Source organism: Streptomyces sp. NPDC059874 (genome assembly GCF_042731135.1).
In the GTDB taxonomy this organism is placed as follows: domain Bacteria; phylum Actinomycetota; class Actinomycetes; order Streptomycetales; family Streptomycetaceae; genus Streptomyces.
This window is the reverse complement of record NZ_JBHWJY010000178.1, coordinates 1-2,774: the sequence shown is the minus strand read 5'-3', so window position 1 is coordinate 2,774 and position 2,774 is coordinate 1. Positions and strand designations below refer to the sequence as shown.

Below are 2,774 nucleotides of genomic sequence, written 5' to 3'. Positions count from 1 at the left end.
ACCCGTGCCTACGTCGAGCAGGACCTCCACGAGATCTACGAGGGCGAAGTCCGCTACGCCCGCGACGCCTTCGAAGGCCTCCGCCTCATGGACGCGCTCATGGGCGTCAAGCGGGGCGTCCCCGGCGTCGAGCTGCCGCCCCTGAAGCAGCGCCGCGTCGCCAAGCGGGACACACCGCTCGTGGTGGCGGAGCCCGATCCCGGTGGTCGTTCCGACGTGGCCGTCGACAACGCCGTGCCCACCCCGCCGTTCTGGGGTACCCGCGTGGTCAAGGGCATCCCGCTCAAGGACTACGCCTCCTGGCTGGACGAAGGCGCCCTGTTCAAGGGCCAGTGGGGACTGAAGGACGCCGACACCATCGAGACGGACGGCCGGCCCCGGCTGCGCGGCTGGCTCGACCGGCTGCACACCGACGGACTGCTCGAAGCGGCCGTCGTGCACGGGTACTTCCCCTGCGTCTCCAAGGGCGAGGACCTGATCATCCTGGACGAGAACGGCTCCGAGCGGACCCGCTTCACCTTCCCCCGGCAGGGCCGCGGCCGCCGCCTCTGCCTCGCCGACTTCTTCCGCTCGGAGGAGTCGGGGGAGATCGACGTCGTCGGCCTCCAGGTCGTCACCGTCGGCAGCCGCATCGGCGAGGAGACGGCCCGCCTCTTCGCCGCCGACGCCTACCGCGAGTACATGGAGCTGCACGGCCTTTCCGTCCAGCTCGCCGAGGCCATGGCCGAGTACTGGCACGCCCGCGTCCGCGCCGAACTGGGCATCGCCGGATCCGATCCGGCGTCCATGGCCGGCATGTTCCGCACCGAGTACCAGGGCTGCCGCTACTCCCTCGGCTACCCCGCCTGCCCCGACCTTGAGGACCGCGCGAAGATCGCCGATCTCCTCCAGCCGGAGCGGATCGGCGTCCACCTCTCGGAGGAGTTCCAGCTCCATCCCGAGCAGTCCACCGACGCCATCGTCATCCACCACCCCGAAGCCTCGTACTTCAACGCGCGCTGACCCCTACGGAAAGGAGAGAGCCATGGGAGCAGTCCTCACCGAGCACCCGGCGCTGTCGCCCCCCGCGCCCGTGCCCGCGGCCGTGCCCGCAGCCGCAGTCGTGCCCGCGGCCCGTCCCAACGTGCGAGAGCTACTGGCCAGTGGCCGGCGTTCGTTCTCGTTCGAGTTCTTCCCGCCGAAGACGGAAGCGGGGGAGCGCACCCTGTGGAAGGCGATCCGGCGCATCGAGGCCCTGTCGCCGTCCTTCGTCTCCGTGACGTACGGCGCGGGAGGTTCCTCCCGCGACCGCACGGTCGAGGTCACCAAGCGCATCGCGACCGAGACCACGCTGCGCCCGGTGGCCCACCTGACGGCGGTCGGGCACTCGGTCGCCGAGCTGCGGCACATCATCGGCCAGTACGCGGATGCCGGGATCCGGGATGTCCTCGCCCTGCGCGGTGACCCGCCGGGGGATCCGAAAGGCGTGTGGACCCCGCACCCGGAGGGCTTCACCCACGCGCACGAACTCGTCAGCCTGATACGCAAGCTGGGCGACTTCACCGTCGGCGTGGCCGCGTTCCCCGAGCGCCATCCGCGCTCGACGGGCTGGACCGAGGACATCCGGCACTTCGCCGCCAAGTGCAGGGCGGGCGCCGACTACGCGATCACGCAGATGTTCTTCCAGGTGGAGGACTACCTGCGGCTGCGCGACCGGCTGGCCGCCGTCGGGTGCCTCACCCCGGTGATCCCCGAGATCATGCCCGCCACCGACGTACGGCAGATCCACCGCTTCGCCGAGCTGAGCGACGCGCACTTCCCCGAACCCCTCGCCCTCCGCCTGGAGGCGGCGCGCGACGACGCGGCCGCCGGCCACGCCATCGGGGTGGAGTACGCGACCGCCATGGCCGAGCGGCTGTTGGCCGAGGGCGCCCCCGGCCTGCACTACATCACCCTCAACCGCTCCACGGCGACCCGAGAGATCCACCAGAACCTGAACGTCAACTGACGCCGTACGCCGACGCCCACACCCCGGAGTAGTCCATGCCCAGCCAGTCCACCGACACCGCCACCGGCACCGCCGAATTCACCGACTTCAAGGTCGCCGACCTTTCCCTCGCCGCCTTCGGCCGCAAGGAGATCACCCTGGCCGAGCACGAGATGCCCGGCCTGATGTCGATCCGGCGGGAGTACGCGGCGGCCCAGCCGCTGGCCGGTGCCCGCATCACCGGCTCCCTGCACATGACGGTGCAGACGGCCGTGCTCATCGAGACCCTCGTCGCCCTCGGCGCGGAGGTCCGCTGGGTGTCCTGCAACATCTACTCGACGCAGGACCACGCGGCCGCGGCCATCGCGGCGGCGGGCATCCCCGTCTTCGCCTGGAAGGGCGAGACGCTGGAGGAGTACTGGTGGTGCACCGAGCAGGCGCTGACCTGGCCGGGCCACGCGGGACCCAACATGATCCTCGACGACGGCGGTGACGCCACCCTCCTCGTCCACAAGGGCGTCGAGTTCGCGAAGGCCGGCTCCGTCCCCGACCCGTCCACCGCGGACAACGAGGAGTACGCGCTCGTCCTCGGCCTGCTGCGGAAGAGCACCATCGACTGGGTCACCCTCGCCGCCGACATCCGCGGCGTGACGGAGGAGACCACGACCGGTGTCCACCGCCTGTACGAGATGCACAAGGAAGGGGCGCTGCTGTTCCCGGCGATCAACGTGAACGACGCCGTGACGAAGTCGAAGTTCGACAACAAGTACGGCTGCCGCCACTCCCTGATCGACGGCATCAACCGCGC

At 70.5% G+C, this 2,774-nt stretch carries 3 protein-coding genes; all 3 read left to right on the top strand.

Features of this window, described 5'->3' with window-relative positions; genetic code table 11:
- Positions 1-1,002 (top strand): vitamin B12 dependent-methionine synthase activation domain-containing protein (locus ACFV9H_RS41355; protein WP_385409154.1); only part of this gene is annotated, 1,002 nt, incomplete at its 5' end.
- A 22-nt stretch (positions 1,003-1,024) separates the two neighbouring features.
- Entirely contained in the window at positions 1,025-1,987 is a 963-nt protein-coding gene (metF, locus tag ACFV9H_RS41350) for a methylenetetrahydrofolate reductase [NAD(P)H] (protein ID WP_385409152.1), read from the top strand.
- Between the two features lie 35 nt (positions 1,988-2,022).
- Positions 2,023-2,774 (top strand): adenosylhomocysteinase (locus tag ACFV9H_RS41345; protein ID WP_385409151.1); only part of this gene is annotated, 752 nt, incomplete at its 3' end.